At 67.8% G+C, this 15485-nt stretch carries 10 protein-coding genes and 1 riboswitch; of the genes, 5 read left to right on the top strand and 5 right to left on the bottom strand.

All coding sequences use genetic code 11. The annotated features are described in order from the left end of the window. The first annotated feature begins 108 nt into the window (after nucleotides 1-108). A riboswitch (TPP riboswitch) is annotated at nucleotides 109-210 on the top strand. 102 nt (nucleotides 211-312) lie between these two features. The 4 genes from thiC (at nucleotide 313) to QQA12_RS12890 (ending at nucleotide 8944) form a co-directional block, all read left to right on the top strand. Continuing rightward, nucleotides 313-2190, top strand: coding sequence for a phosphomethylpyrimidine synthase ThiC (gene thiC / locus QQA12_RS12905; RefSeq protein WP_226049509.1), 1878 nt, complete (start codon nucleotides 313-315; stop codon nucleotides 2188-2190). Nucleotides 2191-2696: 506 nt separating this feature from the next. Beyond that, nucleotides 2697-5024 carry a winged helix-turn-helix domain-containing protein gene (locus tag QQA12_RS12900; protein ID WP_226049508.1) on the top strand — a complete coding sequence of 776 codons (2328 nt, stop codon included), beginning with the start codon at nucleotides 2697-2699 and terminating at the stop codon, nucleotides 5022-5024. 112 nt (nucleotides 5025-5136) lie between these two features. After that, nucleotides 5137-6042, top strand: a complete 906-nt coding sequence (locus tag QQA12_RS12895) for an AraC family transcriptional regulator (protein WP_056932692.1) — start codon at nucleotides 5137-5139, stop codon at nucleotides 6040-6042. A 46-nt stretch (nucleotides 6043-6088) separates the two neighbouring features. Next, a complete protein-coding gene (locus QQA12_RS12890) occupies nucleotides 6089-8944 on the top strand; it encodes a TonB-dependent receptor (RefSeq protein WP_226049507.1) in 2856 nt (951 codons plus the stop codon). Between the two features lie 255 nt (nucleotides 8945-9199). On the opposite strand, the gene QQA12_RS12885 is transcribed toward QQA12_RS12890, so the two are convergent. From QQA12_RS12885 to QQA12_RS12875, 3 genes are all read right to left on the bottom strand, one after another. Further along, on the bottom strand, nucleotides 9200-10315 hold the full coding sequence (locus QQA12_RS12885; protein WP_226049506.1) for an HDOD domain-containing protein: 1116 nt from the start codon (nucleotides 10313-10315) through the stop codon (nucleotides 9200-9202). Between the two features lie 159 nt (nucleotides 10316-10474). Beyond that, nucleotides 10475-11011 (bottom strand): inorganic diphosphatase, encoded by a 537-nt coding sequence (ppa, locus tag QQA12_RS12880; RefSeq protein WP_226049505.1) that lies wholly within the window; start codon nucleotides 11009-11011, stop codon nucleotides 10475-10477. Between the two features lie 303 nt (nucleotides 11012-11314). Then, complete coding sequence (locus QQA12_RS12875) at nucleotides 11315-13360, bottom strand: sodium-translocating pyrophosphatase (RefSeq protein WP_054668765.1); 2046 nt, start codon at nucleotides 13358-13360, stop codon at nucleotides 11315-11317. A 261-nt stretch (nucleotides 13361-13621) separates the two neighbouring features. Between QQA12_RS12875 and QQA12_RS12870 the strand changes: the two genes are divergently transcribed. After that, complete coding sequence (locus tag QQA12_RS12870) at nucleotides 13622-14125, top strand: hypothetical protein (protein WP_226049504.1); 504 nt, start codon at nucleotides 13622-13624, stop codon at nucleotides 14123-14125. Between the two features lie 61 nt (nucleotides 14126-14186). Here the strand turns inward: QQA12_RS12870 and QQA12_RS12865 are convergent, their stop codons facing one another. Further along, nucleotides 14187-14726, bottom strand: coding sequence for a DUF2846 domain-containing protein (locus QQA12_RS12865; protein WP_226049503.1), 540 nt, complete (start codon nucleotides 14724-14726; stop codon nucleotides 14187-14189). A gap of 4 nt (nucleotides 14727-14730) precedes the next feature. Continuing rightward, entirely contained in the window at nucleotides 14731-15432 is a 702-nt protein-coding gene (locus tag QQA12_RS12860; protein ID WP_226049502.1) for a hypothetical protein, read from the bottom strand. Nucleotides 15433-15485: the final 53 nt, after the last annotated feature.

Below are 15485 nucleotides of genomic sequence, written 5' to 3'. Positions count from 1 at the left end.
AATGCGATGTCACGATTCCGTTAGTGGCCCCGGCCCGCCGCGCCGGAACGGGCATGGCCACGCATCGGCCGGGTTTTCCACCCATGTGACCGCTTCATGTTCTAATGCCGCCCGAAGCGGGGGTACCGCGGCCATGTCGCCACGGTTGAGACAGTCCCTTGGAACCTGATCCGGTTGATACCGGCGTAGGGAAGCTTCGCATTGCCCCGTCGCGTGGATGCCTGCCCAAGGTGCGTCCATGGGCTGGCGGCAGTGCGCCTTCGCTTCGTCCGGCCCGTGCATCCGCGCGGGCCTCCAACAGGACGACGCCCGATGAATGCACCGCTTTCCGCCCTGCAGCAGCAGGCACAGCAACTATCCGGATCGGTCACGCAGCCGATCCCCGGCTCACGCAAGATCCACGTGCCCGGCACGCGCCCGGACCTGCGTGTGCCGATGCGCGAGATCGTGCTGACCCGCACGCCCACCCTGTTCGGCGGCGAGCACAACCCGCCGGTCACCGTGTACGACACGTCCGGCCCGTACACCGATCCGGACGTGCGGATCGACCTGTGCGCCGGCCTGCCGGCGCTGCGCAGCGCATGGATCGAGGAGCGCGGCGACAGCGAATGCGTGGAGCAGCTCGGTTCGGCGTTCGGCCGTGGCCGCGAGCGTGATCCGGCGCTCGACGCGGTGCGCTTTCCCGCGCGCAGCCTGCCGCGCCGTGCGCGCGCCGGCGCCAACGTCACCCAGATGCACTACGCGCGTCGCGGCATCATCACCCCGGAGATGGAGTTCGTTGCGATCCGCGAGAACCAGCGACTGGAGGCGGTGCACGAAGCGCATCTGCTGAAGCAGCACCCGGGCGAGCACTTCGGCGCCGCCATCCCGCCCCGCATCACCCCCGAGTTCGTGCGTGACGAAATCGCCCGCGGCCGCGCGATCCTGCCCTGCAACATCAACCACCCGGAAAGCGAGCCGATGATCATCGGTCGCAACTTCCTCACCAAGATCAACGCCAACATCGGCAACAGTGCGGTGTCCTCGGGCATCGCCGGGGAGGTGGAGAAGCTGGTGTGGGCGATCCGCTGGGGCGGCGACACGGTGATGGACCTCAGCACCGGCAAGCACATCCATGAGACCCGCGAGTGGATCATCCGCAACGCGCCGGTGCCGATCGGCACGGTGCCGATCTACCAGGCGCTGGAGAAGGTCGATGGCCGCGCCGAGGAACTGACCTGGGAGATCTTCCGCGACACCCTGATCGAGCAGGCCGAGCAGGGCGTGGACTACTTCACGATCCACGCCGGCGTGCTGCTGCGCTACGTGCCGCTGACCGCGAAGCGCACCACCGGCATTGTTTCGCGCGGCGGCTCGATCATGGCCAAGTGGTGCCTGGCGCACCACAGGGAGAACTTCCTCTACACCCATTTCGAGGATATCTGCGAAATCATGAAGGCTTATGACGTGGCCTTCTCGCTGGGCGATGGCCTGCGCCCCGGGTGCATCGCCGATGCCAACGACGCGGCGCAGTTCGGCGAGCTGGAAACGCTGGGCGAACTGACCAGGGTCGCCTGGAAGCACGACGTGCAGACCATGATCGAAGGTCCCGGCCACGTGCCGATGCAGTTGATCAGGGAAAACATGGACAAGCAGCTGCGCGAGTGCGGCGAGGCGCCGTTCTACACCCTCGGCCCGCTGACCACCGACATCGCACCGGGCTACGACCACATCACCAGCGCGATCGGTGCGGCGATGATCGGCTGGTACGGCACCGCGATGCTCTGCTACGTCACGCCGAAGGAACACCTCGGGCTGCCGAACCGCCAGGATGTGCGCGATGGGATCATGGCCTACAAGATCGCCGCGCATGCGGCCGATCTGGCCAAGGGCCACCCCGGTGCCCAGGTCCGCGACAACGCGCTGTCCAAGGCCCGCTTCGAGTTCCGCTGGCAGGACCAGTTCCACCTCGGCCTGGATCCGGAAAAGGCGCAGGAGTTCCATGACGAGACCCTGCCCAAGGACGCGCACAAGCTCGCCCATTTCTGCTCGATGTGCGGTCCGCACTTCTGCTCGATGAAGATCACCCAGGACGTGCGCGACTACGCCGCCGAGCACGGACTGGATGACACCCGGGCGCTCGAGGCGGGAATGGAGGAGATGTCCAAGGCGTTCCGCGACCAGGGCGCGCAGGTGTACCGCGTCGAGTGAGGATGCGCCGGGCACGGCACATGCATGCCGCGTTGCCCGGGTGCAGGCGCGTCGTCCAGCGACGACGTGCCTGCATCACGCGCCTGTCGCGGTTCGCGCCGTGAACGCATCTTTAGGTTTTCTTCAGCTAGTTGAATCGCGTGCGCCGACGGCGATTGCGTGGAGATGGCGTGGCGATGCGTCGATGGCCGGATACGCTGCGATCCCATGGGTTTGCGGCGTGTCGACCCTGGGCCCGTGCTGGCCAAAGGATGAACGGAAGATAAAAAAAACGCGCCCGGGGGCGCGAATTCTGAAGCGGATTATGTGCGTTGCGTCGGCGAGAGAGGGCCTGATGTCGTCCCGCGTGGGTACACGGGTAACTGCCATAGGCTAATATCCGCGCGCCTTGAAACATTTGCTCATAGCGTTGACGCCATTTGCGGAATTTGGCGGTTCACTGGCGGCATCACCACCAGGGGGCGGGCACAGGACGATGCCCTCCAGCGATTTACTCCCTGACCGGCATGGAACCCATCGACAGCGATCTTTCCAACATTGAACGCCTGCATATCGGCGATTGCCTGATCGTCCTGCCGTCGCGCGAGGTGCATGCGCCCGGTGCCCGTCGCAGCGTGCGGCTCACCCCCAAGGCGATCGGCGTGCTGCTGGTGCTGGCGCGCGGTGCCGGCAATGTGGTGACCCGCGACGAGCTGTTCGCCCAGGTATGGCCCGATACCCTGCCGACCAACGACGTACTGACCCAGGCGGTGACCCAGCTGCGCAAGGCGTTGTCTGCCGGCGGTGCGTTCCCGCAGGGACAGGAGTACATCGAGACGATCGCCAAGACCGGCTATCGCCTGCGCGCCCCTGTGGCATGGGAACCGGAGGATGAGCGGGAAGCGTCGGCGGTCGGTGCGCAGGCGCAGGAACCTGACGGAAGCGCGGTGGCTGCGGCCGGGCCGGCGCCGGTCGTTGAGTTCTCCAGCGCCGCGGCACCCCCGCGCAGCGGATTCTGGCGCCGGGCACGCCGCAGGCTGCTGCTGGCGGCGGGGCTGCTGTTGCTGTTCAGTTCGCTGACGATGGCCTGGTTGCTGTGGCAGCGCCCGGCGCCCGAGAGTGCGCTGGACGCGGCCACGGCCGACGGCACCGGCGTGGTCGGCAGTCCGCAGCGGCCCTACCGCCTGATCACCGCAAGACAGGGGTTCGGGACGTTCCCGGCGTTGTCGCCCGACGGCGCACTGGTGGCGTTTGCCGACGAAAGCGATGGGGGCTCCACGCTCAAGGTGCAGAGTACCGGCAGCACTACCTCGGCGACGCTGGTGAAGGCACCCGCCGGGGCCAAGGACAGGTTCCCGGCATGGTCGCCGGACGGGCGCGAGATCGCGTTCGCACGTTTTCGTGCCGATGGCAGCTGCGAGGTCCTGGTGGTCGGCGCCACCGGCGGCAGTGCGCGCCGCGCCACCGCGTGCGATGGCGCCGAGATGCTGAGCTTCAGCTGGATGCCCGACGGGCGCGGATTGGTGTTCGGCTCGATGACCGGCCGCCATGGCGCGCCCGGCATCCGTACCCTGGACCTGGCAACCGGGCGCTGGACGGCGCTGGATTACGAACGCGGCGAAGGCGATTTCGACTATGCACCGCGCTATTCGCCCAGCGGCCACCAGCTTGGATTCATCCGTAACCCGCAGGTGGGCGGGGTGTGGGTGATGGCCGCCGACGGCGGCGGTGCCCGCCGCATCACCAGCGGCAGTGCGGAGATGCGTGGCTGGGCCTGGCTGGACGAGCACGCCATCGTGTTCGGACGGCGGATCGACAGCGAGTCCCGGCTGTACCAGGTGGACCTGCGTTCGGGCCTGTTGAAGGACCTGGGCGTGGACGATGCGCAGAGCCCGAGCGTGGCCGGCATGGGCAAGCTGCTTGCCTTCGTGCACCGCGCACCGCAGTTCGGCCTGTTCCGGGTACCGCTCGATCATCCCGAGCGCAAGGAGCGGCTGTTCGCGTCGATGGGGCGCGATGCGCAGCCGATGATCGCGCCCGATGGCCAGCAACTGGTGTTCACCTCCAACCGCTCCGGCGCATTCGCGCTGTGGTGGGCACGCCTGGGGCAGCACGATTCGCTGCGCCCTGTGGAGGGCTTTCGCCCGGAAGCACGTCAGTCGCCGGACTGGTTGGCCGACAGCCAGCAGGTGCTGGTCAGCGGGCGCGATGATGATGGGCGACCGGGCATCTACGAGGTGACGCCCGAGCAGGGGCAGTGGAAGCGCCTGCCGGTTCCCGTCGGCGAACCGTTGCAGGCCGTCTACGGCCCCACTGCCAACCTGGTCTTCGTGATCGGCAGCGAGGATGACGGGCTGGTCACGCTGTCGTTGTTCGACCGTGGCGGCGACCGCTGGCGGCGCCTTGCGCAGGTGCCCGGTGCGTCGCAGGTGCGCTACGACCGCGCCACGCAGCGGGTGTTGTTCACCCGGCTGGCGGAGGGCGGCCTGTGGTCGGCCGATGCCGCCCTCTCGCAGGCCAGCTTTCGCGAGCTCAGCGGGGAAGTGCCGACCCGCTGGCGCTTCCGCACCTGGGCCCTCGGTGCCGAGGGCGCGGTGGCCTATCTGCGCCAGGACGGCGGCTGCGCGGTGCAGCTGAGCCGGCTCGACCAGTCGCAGCCGTCACGCTGTCTGGAGGCGTGGGCAGCCAGCGCCACCAATGGCTTCAGCGTAGCTCCCGATGGTGATGCGGTGTATGTGGCGCTGGCGGTTTCCGATGGCACCGACATCGGCATCATGCCAGTGCCGGAGAGCGCTTCGCGGCCATCGCTCGGCGTGCTCAAGTGGTTGCCGGTATTGGGAAAACCGGATTCGTGATTTCTTCGTCCGCGGTTCCGGAAGAATTCGGAAGGTTATCGTCGTAACTTCCTGACTGCTGCCGCCAGAGTTGGCAAAACCATCGGCCATTGAAGGCAAATGATGGTGAGTCATGCGACAGGTGGCCTGGGTCGATCGCGGTCAGTCGGTTTCGTTCGAGAAGCAGCCCGAGGACGGTCCGCGTCCGAACTGCGTGGGGGTGGCCCGCCTGGGCAGCCTGCAGACCTCGGGAACCGTATTCACCGTGTGGATGCAGTTGCGCGGCAGCGCCTGGGTCGAATCCAGGGAAGGCCGCTTCCGCCTGCGCCAGCGTGAATGGATCGCGTTCGAGAAGGACTCGCGGCCGCTGATCCAGGCCAGCCGCGACGGGCTGTGCATCGGCGTGGCGCTGGATGCCAATGCGCTGCGTACCCTGGGCGACCTGGCCGACAGCGGGCTGTACGCCGGGCATGGCCTCATGAGCCGTGCCGAGGCGCGCACGGCGCTGCACCTGTGGCGCGAGGCGCAGGCCAGGGAGCCGGGCTCGCATGTCCTGCGCCCGCTGCTGCTGCACGTGGCGTCGCTGCAGCGGGACTATTCCGAGGGCGTGCAGCGCTGCCCGGGACGGTCGCGCCTGCGCAAGCGCCAGGTGTTCAGCCGCATGCAGCGCGCGCGCATGTACCTGGAGGGCAACAGCCACCGCGTGGTGCGCATCGGCGAGCTGGCCGAGCTGACCAACTTCTCCAGCTGGTACCTGTCCAAGACCTTCCAGTGCCTGTACGAGGAAAGCCCGCAGTCGCTGTCCGCGCGCCTGCGCCTGGAGCGTGCGGCCATGCTGCTGCGCGATACCGACATGATGATCAGCGAAGTCGCCGCGGCCAGCGGTTTTGACAACTGCTGCAGTTTCGCCCGCGCCTTCCGCGCCCGTTTCGGGGTCCCGGCAAGCCGTTACCGCGAGGCGGTCTGTGCCGGCCTTCCGCCACAATCGGCAAAGTCTGCGACTGCTTCGCGCAAACCCATGGCTTCGGTACGAACGTAACGTTCGGGGGTGTTTTAACGCACCACTAACGTAATCGGAGAGATTGATGAATTTTCGTACTCCCGCCGTGCGGTTGGGCCTGCTCCCGGCTGGCATTGCCATTGCGCTGACTCCTGCGTTCGCTTCGGCGCAGGACGCCGCTGCCGGCGCCACCACCCTGGACCGCCTGGAAGTCACCGGTTCGCGCATCCGCGGCGCCAACATGGAGACGCAGCAGCCGATCCTGACCCTGACCCGTGAAAACCTGGAAAAGCAGGGCTACACCTCGGTCGCCGACGTACTGCAGAACATGACCTCGGCGGGTTCGCCGGCAATCTCCCGTTCCGAAGCCCTGGCTTCGGGCGAGAACGTGGGTGGCTACTACATCGACATCCGCAACCTGGGCGCCAACCGCACCCTGGTGCTGATGAACGGCAAGCGCCTGGGCGCCACCACGGGTGGTTACCAGGATCTGAGCCAGATCCCGATGTCGGCCATCGAGCGCATTGAAGTCCTGAAGGACGGCGCCTCGGCCATCTACGGTTCCGACGCCATCGCCGGCGTGGTCAACGTGATCACCCGCAAGCGGTTCGACGGGGCCGAAGCGCAGGTCTACCTGGGCCAGTACGGCGAGGGCGACGGTGAAACCAACCAGTACTCCTTCACCATGGGTTCGGAAGGCGAGCGTGGTGGCATCACCCTGTCCGCCGAGTACTCGAAGCAGGACCCGGTGATGGCCAAGGACCGCTGGTTCTCCCGCGACGGCGGCAAGGGTCCCAACACCACCCCCGCTGACCTGAGCCCGATCGGTCCGAACGGCGTGTGGTGCGATCCGCGCGTGTTCGGCGACTGCAAGCCGACCAAGGACAAGACCCCGATCTGGCAGACGCTGAATCCGGGTGGCGATCCGACCAACCCGAACGACTACCACCCGATCACCCCGGCCGAGTACGCCAACGCCAACCAGCAGATGATGCTGCAGACCGGCATTGAGCGTAAGTCGGTCTACGTGAACGGCAACTACGATTTCACCGACAACGTCTCGTTCAACGCGGACATCCTGTACAACGAGCGCACCACCGATCAGCAGATCGCCGGCTACCCGTACCAGTCGCAGTCGTTCGGCACCCCGCTGTCGGCCGACAGTGCGTTCAACCCGATCGGCCAGGACGTCGAGTTCCGCCGCCGTCTGTGGGAAATGCCGCGTACCACCGAAAGCAAGCTCAAGACCCTGCGCTTTGCGCCGACCATCAGCGGCTTCTTCGAGTTCGCCGACAAGTCGTTCGACTGGAACGTCGGTGCGCTGTTCAACCGCAACGAGTCGACCAAGACCAACCACGGCGACATGAGCCTGATCGCCGCGCGCCAGGCGCTGGGCCCGTCGTTCATCGACGCCAACGGCGTTGCCCGCTGCGGCACCGCTGCCAAGCCGATCGAAGGCTGCTATGCGTGGAACCCGCTGCTGCCGGCCGGCGTCGCCGGCCCCGGTTCGCTGGACAACAAGGACCTGCAGAACTTCCTGTTCCCGTCCTTCACCACCACCGGCGTGACCAAGACCACCTCGTTCACCGCTGACCTGGCCGGTTCGATCATGACCCTGCCGGCGGGTGACCTGGGCTTCGCCATCGGCGTCGAACACCGCGAGGAAGAAGGCCGCTTCGTGCCGGACGCCTTCATGCAGTCCGGCGAGTACACCGGCCTGGGCCAGACCACCACCAACGGCAAGTACGAGCTGGACGAGGTCTACCTCGAACTGAACATCCCGGTGCTGGCCGACATGGCCTTCGCCAAGGAACTGACCGTCAACGTCGCCGGCCGTTACTCGGACTACAGCAACTTCGGCGGCACCATGAACGGCAAGTTCGGCGTCACCTGGCGTCCGCTCGATGAGCTGCTGGTCCGCGGTACCTACGCCCAGGGCTTCCGTGCGCCGTCGGTCGACAACATGTACGGCGGCCTGGGTTCCAGCTTCGAGAAGTACACCGATCCGTGCTCGGTCGGCGTGGCCGGCAGCGTCGCCGGCAATGCCGCCTGCACCGCCGCGGGCGTCGCTCCGGACTACAAGCAGCTGGGTCAGGGCCTGATTCCGTGCACCACCTGGCCGTGCGCGACCCCGGACCAGTTCATCTCCGGTTCCAACCCGAACCTCAAGCCGGAAACCTCCACCAGCAAGACCGTCGGTCTGGTGTGGAGCCCGCGCTGGGTGCAGGGCCTGGACATCTCGCTTGACTGGTACAACTACCAGATCAACGACATGATCATCTCCGACAGCGTCGACCGCATCCTGCGCGACTGCTACGTGCTGGGCAACAGCAGCCGTTGCGCCGGTATCGTGCGTGCCGCCGATGGTCACATCACCGAGATGTTCTACGGCCTGGCCAACCTGGGCCAGATGGAGACCGAAGGCTACGACCTGGGCGTCAAGTACCGCCTGCCGGAACTGGCCATCGGCCAGATCTCGCTGGATTGGCAGACCACCTACACCGCCAAGTACGATGAAGTCGGCCAGAACAAGGCCGGCGACAAGATCATCATCGGCAACGTCGGCAGCCCGGGCATCTTCCGCGTGCGTTCGAACCTGGGCGTGAACTGGGAGTACGGCAGCTTCGGTGCCACCTACACCGCGCGTTACTACTCGGGCATGAAGGAAGGCTGCGTCAGCCTGGCTGACGGCTGGTGCGACCTGTCCGACCGTTACGCCAATGGCGAGTGGGAGCCGCTGCGCAGCACCGGTTCCAACACCTTCCACGACCTGCAGGTCAACTACAAGGCACCGTGGAATGCCACCATCGCCCTCGGTGCGAACAACGTGTTCAACCACCGTGGCTCGCTGCAGTACTCGGCACCGAACAGCGATTTCGCCTACTACGGCGGCTTCGACATCGGTCGCTTCATCTACATGAAGTACACCCAGCGCTTCTGATCCATCGAAGTTCTGTGCAGCATGAAGAAGGGCGGGCCGCAAGGCCCGCCCTTCTTCTTTTGTGCGGGTGTCCGCATGCGGACGATGGCGGCGCGCCGGCAGGGTGCGTCATCCGCCGGCGGCTGTGGTCGCGCCGCTGCGTGCGCACGGATCGCTACGAGGGCCATGGCCGCGCAGGTTCGGCTGATGGACACGCAAACGGAAACGGCCGCATCGGGTGCGGCCGTTCCAGGCAAGGCGGGGGGAGATCCCGCCTCAGGCGATGTCGGACAGCCCGGCGAGGTCGCTGGCCATCTCGCGCCAGCCTTCGAGCCGCGGCAGCACCGCGGTGCGTTCCAGGTACTGTTCGTCCACCGGGTTGCCGCTGGCCAGTGCCGTTGCCACGTGCACGGCGCCGGTGACCCAGAAGCTGCGTACGTTCGAACGCTGCGGCTGCAGGTGGAACGCGACCGCTTCGATGATCGGCATCGGCAGGCCCCACAGCCCCAGCAGGTAGGCGCCGGCCTCGTCGTGGCCCGGGCGGTCGTCGCCCTCGGCCGCCGGCTCGCGCGCGTCGCGCACGCCGGGCAACAGCAGGCCGATATCGGCCAGCAGGGCAGCAGTCGAGCCCAGCTCGGCGCTGGAGGACGGGAGCATCCTGGCGGCCAGGCGCGATGCGGTCAGCGCGCGTGCCTGCAGTGCGTTGCGCTCGGCCGGGGACACCGACGGCACCGAGAAAACCTCGCTGGCGAGCACCAGGTCGCGCAGCGTGGACAGGCCCAGCCGGGTCACCGCGCCGCGCAGGTCGGAAATCGCCCGGCCAGTGTTGAAGAAGGCGGAGTTGGACAGCTGCAGCACCTTGGCGGCGATGGCCGGGTCGGCCGACACCAGCTTGGCGATATCGCTGGCATCGCTGTTCTCGTCCTCCTCCAGCGCATGCATCAGGCTCAGGTACAGGTGCGGCGGCGACGGCAGTTTCTCGATGCGGCCGATGGCCGCGCGCAGGCGCGGGCTGTCCAGCAGGTCGCGCAGCTCTTCCAGGCTGGTCAGCGCCTCCAGCAGCACCTCGGGCGACAGCGGCAGCGGCAGGAAGCGGTGCGCCACGCCGATGATGCGGGCCGAGGGCGCGCGCTGGCTGTGCGCGGCTTCGATCAGCGCGATGCGGATCGTCTCCGGGCGCAGGGTGCGGATCTGGCCGAGCAGGGTGGCGGGCGTGAGGTCGGGCAGCGCCGGGGCGACGATGACGGCGTCGATGGGGCTGGACGCTACCGTGGCGATGGCGGCATTGCCGTCCGGAGCGGTCTGGACCTGCCAGTCCTCGCCCAGGTCGGTGATGTACTCGAGGAGTTCGGCCGACAGGCTGGCTTCGTCGCCGACTAGCAGGATACGCAAGACATTTCCCCCAATGGAACCGTCCGGCCGCAACTGGAACAGGCCGGAAAACCGGCCTGCCAATGTAACGGAACACCCCGCCAAGGTCATGCACCCCGCGGATGAAACGTGATGGTCGTCGCTGGCGGCGGCGCGGCGTGGCACCGCCGCCGGCGTGACTCAGTCCTGCTGGGCGACGAAGGCTTCGTGCGCCTGGACCAGGATGCGCTTGGCCTCGGCGGCGTCACCCCAGCCTTCGATCTTGACCCACTTGCCCTTTTCCAGGTCCTTGTAGTGCTCGAAGAAGTGGCCGATGCGTTCCAGCCAGTGGCTGGACACCTGGGCGATGTCCTCGACGTGGCCGTAGCCGCTGAAGATCTTCGCCACCGGCACGGCCAGGATCTTCTCGTCGCTGCCGGCCTCGTCGCTCATCTTCAGCACGCCGACCGGGCGGCAACGCACCACCGAACCGGGCACCAGCGGCAGCGGCAGCACCACCAGCACGTCGGCCGGGTCGCCATCGCCGCACAGGGTGCTGGGGACATAGCCGTAGTTGCAGGGGTAGCGCATCGGCGTGGAGAGGATGCGGTCGACGAAGATCGCGCCCGATTCCTTGTCCACTTCGTACTTCACCGGCTCCGAGTCCTTCGGAATCTCGATGATGACGTTGATTTCTTCCGGGGGGTTCTTGCCCGCGGAAACGAGTTCCAGACCCATGCGCTGCTCCGAATCGTGCGTTTGACAGAGGGACGCCATTCTACGCCGGCTGCTGGTGCGGCGCACCAAACGGCCGCCGGTCGTGAGGCCGGGCGTGGGGGCTGCCGGGGCCGCGCCGGTGGTTGCGGGCAGGCGGGGCTGACGGTTGGCCGGGCCGGGGCGGGCGCCGTGCTGCCGGCTGCCTGCGGCCAGGTGCCGGCCAGCGTGCCGGCGCGAAGCCCGGCAGTGGCGCCCTGGCGCGGCCCGGCGCCGGCCCCCGTCCGCACGCGCTGGAGGGGCCGGCGGCCTGCCAACCGGGCGGGCCTACAGCAGCGGCACCAGCAGCAGCGCCACGATGTTGATGATCTTGATCAGCGGGTTGATCGCCGGGCCGGCGGTGTCCTTGTAGGGATCGCCGACGGTGTCGCCGGTCACCGCGGCCTTGTGCGCCTCGCTGCCCTTGCCGCCGAAGTGGCCGTCCTCGATGTACTTCTTGGCGTTGTCCCAGGCGCCGCCGCCGGTGGTCATCGAGATCGCCACGAAGATGCCGGTGACGATGGTGCCGATCAGCAGCCCGCCCAGCGCTTCGGGCCCGAGCAGCAGGCCGACCACGATCGGCACCGCCACCGGCAGCAGCGACGGCACGATCATTTCCCTGATCGCCGAGCGGGTCAGCATGTCCACCGCCCTGTCGTACTGCGGCTTGCCGCTGCCATCCATGATCCCGGCGATCTCGCGGAACTGGCGGCGTACTTCCTCCACCACCGCGCCGGCGGCGCGGCCCACCGCCTCCATCGCCATCGCACCGAACAGATAGGGGATCAGGCCGCCGACCAGCAGGCCGATGATCACCCGGTGGTCGGACAGGTCGAACACGAACGACCTGCCGGGGTGTGCCGCCTGCAGGTTGTGGGTGTAGTCGGCGAACAGCACCAGCGCGGCGAGCGCGGCCGAGCCGATCGCATAGCCCTTGGTGACAGCCTTGGTGGTGTTGCCCACGGCATCGAGCGGGTCGGTGATGTCGCGGATCTCCGGCGGCAGCTCGGCCATCTCGGCGATGCCGCCGGCGTTGTCGGTGATCGGCCCGTAGGCATCGAGCGCGACGATCATGCCGGCCATCGACAGCATCGCGGTGGCGGCGATGGCGATGCCGTACAGGCCGCCGTGCAGGAACGCGAACCAGATCGCCGCGCACACCGCCACCACCGGCAGCGCGGTGGACTTCATCGACACGCCCAGCCCGGCGATGATGTTGGTGCCGTGGCCGGTGGTGGAGGCCTTGGCCACGTGCTGCACCGGCTTGTACTGGGTGCCGGTGTAGTACTCGGTGATCCACACGATCAGGCCGGTCAGCAGCAGGCCGATCAGCGCGCAGATGTAGAGGTTCATCGCGCCGTGGGCGTTGTCGCCCATCAGCGCGGTGGTGATCGGGTAGAACGCGATCGCGGCCAGCACGCCGGAGACGATCACGCCCTTGTACAGCGCGCCCATGATGTTGGGCTTGCTGCCGGAGACCTTGACGAACATCGCGCCGATGATCGAGGCGAGGATCGATACGCCGCCCAGTACCAGCGGATACAGCACCGCGTTCTTGCCAGCGAAGTCGGCCGAGCCCGGCACCATCATCATGCCGCCCAGCAGCATGGTGGCGATCACCGTCACCGCATAGGTTTCGAACAGGTCGGCGGCCATGCCGGCGCAGTCGCCGACGTTGTCGCCGACGTTGTCGGCGATCACCGCCGGGTTGCGCGGGTCGTCCTCGGGAATGCCGGCTTCGACCTTGCCCACCAGGTCGGCGCCCACGTCCGCGCCCTTGGTGAAGATGCCGCCACCCAGGCGCGCGAAGATCGAGATCAGCGACGAGCCGAAGGCCAGGCCGACCAGCGCGTGCAGGTTGTCGGCCTGCGGCAGGCCCAGCTTCTGCAGCACGAAGAAGTAGCCGGCCACGCCCAGCAGGCCCAGCCCCACCACCAGCATTCCGGTGATCGCGCCGCCCTTGAAGGCCACGTCCATCGCCGCGCCCATGCCGTTGCGCGCGGCTTCGGCGGTGCGCACGTTGGCGCGCACCGAGACGTTCATGCCGATGTAGCCGGCCACGCCGGACAGCACCGCGCCAACCGCGAAGCCGACCGCGGTGTACCAGCTCAGGAACACGCCCACCAGCACGAACAGCACCACGCCGGCGATGGCGATGGTCAGGTACTGGCGGTTGAGATAGGCGCGCGCGCCCTCCTGGATCGCCGAGGCGATCTCCTGCATGCGTGCGTTGCCGGCCGGCTGGCGCAATATCCAGCGGGCGGCGAACAGACCATAGGCGATGGCGATGACCGCGCAGGCCAGCGCGAAGACGAGACCGTAGTGTTCCAGCATGAACCCCTCCAGCACAGGTGGATGTCGTCCAGCAGCGCTGAACGCGGGACACGCCGGGATGAAGCACTGGAACAGACCCGGAGCCATGCAGCGGCCGTGGTACGTGTCGCGGTGTTCAACGATTCCTGGAGCTGCGGCGAGTATGGGTCAGCTGCCGTTCACTGTCACGGCCCGCACGCGCTTGCCATGCCGTTCAGCGCCGCGCTGGCACCGTGCGCTCTGGACGAAAAGCGAGGCTGGACGATGAAGATGCGGGGTGGAATGCGGTCGATACCGTTGCTGGCGCTGTTGCCGCTGGCCGCAGGCGCACAGGCGCCGGCGGCCGCGCAACCGGAGATCCAGCGCCCGCCGGGCACGGCGCAGGCGGTGGGGGCGGTGCATACCGTACGGCAGATTCCCGAGGCCTGCGTGCGCATCGAGGGACGTTTCACCGGCCAGGCCGACCCACCCTACGCCATGCAACTGGTACGCACCGATGCGCGCTGCCAGCCGCGCGCGGTACTGCGGGAAGCAACCCGGGTCACGCCGGGCGAGGACGGGTGGCGGCTCAATGACCGCATCCGCATACCGTCCGCGGCCTGCCCGGGCCAGCAGGCGGTGGTCGAGGTCTGGCGGCGCCCGGTCGAGCAGCCGCTGGCGCGCGACGGGCAGGGGCAGGTGCGCGTGTACCTGGGCGAAGCGCGGCAGCAGGCCGATGCCGGCAAGCTGGCATCGCTGCCGGCGTTCGCGGTGGACATGCGGGTGCAGGGCACGCCGTGCCGCTGAGGCGGGCGGTGGCGCGAATGCAAAGGGGGGCGGGGATGCCGCCCCCGTTGGTGAGGCTGGGTCACTCGCGGAGCTTGAGCTTGTCCGCCATGCCGTTGAAGGTCGCTTCGTCGGACGGGGACAGGTTGGGGCGGCCGGCCAGCACGCCCATCGTGATCGTCCCCTGCACGAAGTAGGTTTCGCCCTCCTCGACCTCCATGGTCAGCACGTCCTTGGCTTCGGAGTGGACGGTGTAGTGGTGGGTGCCGGGCTCGGCGAAGTGGATGAAGTAGTTGCCGCTGCGGAGCTTGCCCAGCTCCTGTTCGCCTTCGCGCACCTTGAAGCCGATTGCGCCACCAGCGAACTTGCTGGGGCGGAAGAACACGATCTGTGCCTTGTCGGCCGGGGCCGGCGCGATCCTGCCATTGCTTGCCACGGTTTCGGGTGCCGCTGCCGGGGTGCTGGCCGCGGCGTTGACCTCGGCCGCTTCGTTGCCTGCCTGCGTGTCGGCAGCCGGGGCGGCCGGAGGGGGCGTCAGCGCTTCTTCCACCTGCTGCGCCGCACCACTGAACGGGATCAGCAGTGCCGCGGAAAGCGTCAACGTGCACAAGCGTACTTGCATGGAACTACTCCTTGGGTTGGTCCCGGGTGTCGGGTGTGGGTGAAAGGGAAGGATCGGAATCGAGAGTCGGAGCCGGGCCGGTGGCCGGTGGCGCGACGGGGGCCGGGATGGGGGCGGAGTCCGCGGCGGCGCCTGGCTCGGCCCGCGGCTGGGCACGGATTCTGGCGATGCCACGGGTCCCTTCGGGTATCACTACTTCGCGGCCGCGGATGAACATCGCGAACGGTCCCGCAGCGAATGAAACGCCCAACGCCATGCCGCTGTTGTCGTCACCGCTGGCCCCCACTTTGAAGCCTCGCAGCAGCAGTGGACCGGCGGGTGTTTCCAGCATGCGCGCGGCAATGATCAGTTCGCCGGGAGCACCGCCTCCCCGCGCGGGGGCGGCGTGGACGACCTGGCCGGTTCCGCGGGTGCCGGCGGCAACCCGCTCGATGCCATCGAGCAGCAGTGGTTCGACCAGCACGATCGGAAAAACGTCGCCGCGCTTGTGTGTGGATGAGGCCAGCGATTCGCCGAGTTCGATGGTTACCGGCATGCCGGCTGGAAGCGGGGTGGCGGCACCATCCGGCGCGGCGGAGGCTGCAGGTGCGGCAGGCGGGTCGGGCGCCACGCTGGCGGCCGTGCCCGGTTGCTGGCCGGAGATGGCACTGGACAGCACGTGCAGAAGCAGCGCCAGAATGGCGCCGGGTGGTGCGTCGCTGGACATCCTGTCGGCCCCCTGCCTGTGGGCACGATCGTAGCCGTGGGCGGGCGCTTTGG

It is taken from the genome of Stenotrophomonas sp. 17(2023) (assembly GCF_030345315.1).
GTDB lineage: Bacteria > Pseudomonadota > Gammaproteobacteria > Xanthomonadales > Xanthomonadaceae > Stenotrophomonas > Stenotrophomonas acidaminiphila.
This window is presented reverse-complemented; position numbering and strand designations above follow the sequence as displayed.

Bases quoted from the DNA above. Each gene is read 5' to 3' on its own strand.
- thiC (WP_226049509.1), top strand. From the start codon at position 313: ATGAATGCACCGCTTTCCGCCCTGCAGCAGCAGGCACAGCAACTATCC.
- QQA12_RS12900 (WP_226049508.1), top strand. From the start codon at position 2,697: ATGGAACCCATCGACAGCGATCTTTCCAACATTGAACGCCTGCATATC.
- QQA12_RS12895 (WP_056932692.1), top strand. From the start codon at position 5,137: ATGCGACAGGTGGCCTGGGTCGATCGCGGTCAGTCGGTTTCGTTCGAG.
- QQA12_RS12890 (WP_226049507.1), top strand. From the start codon at position 6,089: ATGAATTTTCGTACTCCCGCCGTGCGGTTGGGCCTGCTCCCGGCTGGC.
- ppa (WP_226049505.1), bottom strand. From the start codon at position 11,011: ATGGGTCTGGAACTCGTTTCCGCGGGCAAGAACCCCCCGGAAGAAATC.
- QQA12_RS12875 (WP_054668765.1), bottom strand. From the start codon at position 13,360: ATGCTGGAACACTACGGTCTCGTCTTCGCGCTGGCCTGCGCGGTCATC.
- QQA12_RS12870 (WP_226049504.1), top strand. From the start codon at position 13,622: ATGCGGTCGATACCGTTGCTGGCGCTGTTGCCGCTGGCCGCAGGCGCA.
- QQA12_RS12865 (WP_226049503.1), bottom strand. From the start codon at position 14,726: ATGCAAGTACGCTTGTGCACGTTGACGCTTTCCGCGGCACTGCTGATC.
- QQA12_RS12860 (WP_226049502.1), bottom strand. From the start codon at position 15,432: ATGTCCAGCGACGCACCACCCGGCGCCATTCTGGCGCTGCTTCTGCAC.